The sequence below is a fragment of the Janthinobacterium sp. BJB401 genome, from assembly GCF_013372745.1.
In the GTDB taxonomy this organism is placed as follows: domain Bacteria; phylum Pseudomonadota; class Gammaproteobacteria; order Burkholderiales; family Burkholderiaceae_D; genus Janthinobacterium; species Janthinobacterium rivuli.
Genome location: NZ_JABXFH010000110.1, coordinates 1 through 2283, shown reverse-complemented (window position 1 = coordinate 2283; position 2283 = coordinate 1). Strand labels below are relative to the sequence as shown.

Annotated in this window: 2 protein-coding genes; both read right to left on the bottom strand. The window is 61.9% G+C overall.

Features of this window, described 5'->3' with window-relative positions; genetic code table 11:
• A partial coding sequence (locus HWE17_RS28365) for a condensation domain-containing protein (RefSeq protein ID WP_176391105.1) occupies positions 1 to 403 on the bottom strand: 403 nt, incomplete at its 3' end.
• Between the two features lie 2 nt (positions 404 to 405).
• Positions 406 to 2283, bottom strand: a 1878-nt coding sequence (locus HWE17_RS28360) for an amino acid adenylation domain-containing protein (RefSeq protein WP_176391104.1), incomplete at its 5' end; no start/stop codon positions are given.

Sequence of the window (2283 nt, the reverse complement as noted above, 5' to 3'; positions counted from 1 at the left end):
TGAACACCGTGCGCAGCGGCTCGTGCCGCGCGATGATGCGCCGGAACGCCTGCTCGGCGGCGGCGACATCGAAGCGGCCCGTCACGCGCAGGGTGGACGGCATGTTGTAGTGCGCGCTGCCGCCGTCGAGCCGGTCCAGGAACCACAGGCGCTGCTGCGCGAACGATACGGCCACTTTGCCGGAGTGGCGCGGCATGGCCACCACGTTCATGCGGCTGGCGCCGGCCGACACGGAGTTCTGGTTCAGATAGTCAATGAGCTGCTGCTTGTTGTTCTTGATAAGCTGCACGGCATCGGCATCGAGCGAGCCCTTGCGGGCCCTCGCCTTTAGGGTTCCGCCCTCAACAAATACTTCGATCCCCTTGGCTCCAAGTTGCAGCAAGACTTCATTTACGTAGTTCATCTTCAGAATTCCATTTCTTCGATTTGATTGGCAGGCACCGCCGACAATTCCTGAGCCAGTTTGCTTTTGCCTTGCAAAGCATCGACCGACTTGGCGATCAAGCCGATGGTTACGTTCGTAAATGCTCCCCTGACGCCGATTTCGACGTCGAAGCTTGACTTGATGACTCGAAACAGCTGGACCAGCAGCAGCGAATTGCCGCCGAGCGCGAAGAAATTCGCGTTGACACTGATGTCCCCCGAATTGAGCTGAAGCAGGCTAGCCCAGATCCCTACCAACGTTTCCTCGGTCGCGGTGCGCGGCGCTAGGTATTCATCGAGCAGGTGGCTGCCATCGGGCGCCGGCAGCGCCTTGCGGTCCAGTTTTCCGTTCGGCGTCAATGGCAAGGCGTCCAGCACCTGCCACGCCGACGGCACCATATACTCGGGTAGCACTCGCACGAGTGCGGCCTGCAGCGCGGGGATCGACAGTGCCGTCGAGTCGTCAGGCACGACGTAGGCCACCAGTCGTTGATGGCCGGGCCGGTCTTCGCGCACGGCGGCGACCGCCTCCAGCACACCCGCGCACGCCGCCAACTGGCTCTCGATTTCACCCAGTTCTATGCGCAGGCCGCGGATCTTCACCTGGTCGTCGATCCTGCCGATATATTCAATGTTGCCGTCTGCCAAATGGCGCGCGAGATCACCCGTTTTGTACAGGCGCGCGCTGCTGGACGGGTCCAGCGGATCATGGAAAGGATTTGGAATGAAACGCCCGGCCGTGAGTTCAGAACGCTTCAGATAGCCCCGCGCCAGCCCGATGCCGCCAATGTGCAGCTCGCCGATGCTTCCCTTGGGCAGCAGCTGATTTTGCGCGCCCAGAACGTAAAGCGCCATGTTCTGGATCGGGCGGCCGATCGGCACCATCACCAGATCCACAGCCTTCGGGCAGGCCCAGTAACTGACATCGATTGCCGCTTCTGTCGGGCCATACAGGTTGTGCAGGGGCGCAGCATTGGCGGCGTAATGGCTTGCCACTACATCCACGGGCAGGGCCTCGCCGCTGCAGAACACCTGCCGCACGGACGTGCAGTGCTGCCAGCCTTCATCGCTGGCCATCAGGCGCAGCATCGACGGAACGAAGTGCAGCGTTGTCACCCCTTCGGACTGGATCACGGACGCGAGATAGGCCGTATCCTTGTGCCCCTCGGGTTTTGCCATGACCAAGCGCGCGCCGGCAATGAACGGCCAGGTTAGCTCCCACACGGAGACGTCGAAACCGAACGGCGTTTTTTGCAGGACGACGTCCGTCTCGCCGAGCGGGTATTCACGCTGCATCCAGTCGATGCGGTTGACCAGGGCTTGGTGCTCGACCAGCACACCCTTGGGATGACCAGTGGAGCCGGAAGTATAGATCACATAGGCAAGGTTTCGGGGGCCGGCATGGCAGTCATGGGGATTCTGCCTGCTGCGGCCCGGCAGCGCATCATTCAGTTCTTTGCAATCGAGGCTGGCAATGCCTATGCTGCGCCCTGCCACCATGTCCGACGCCTGTTGATGCAGCCCGTCCTGGGTCAGCAGTATAGTGGCACCGCAGTCCTCAAGCATGTAGGCGAGACGATCCTTCGGGTAGCTCGTGTCCAGCGGCACATAGGCGCCGCCGGCCTTGAGGATGGCCAGAACGCCGACCACCATCTCGATGCTGCGTTCGACATACAGTCCCACCAGCGTGTCGGCCACCACACCCTGCTCGCACAGGTAATGCGCCAGCTGGTTGGCGCGTTCGTTCAGTTCGCGGTAGGTCAGCGAACGCTCTTCGCACACCAGCGCCACCTTGTCGGGCGTGCGTTCGGCCTGTTCCTCGAACAACTGGTGGATGCACTGCGCATGCGGGTAGGCCGC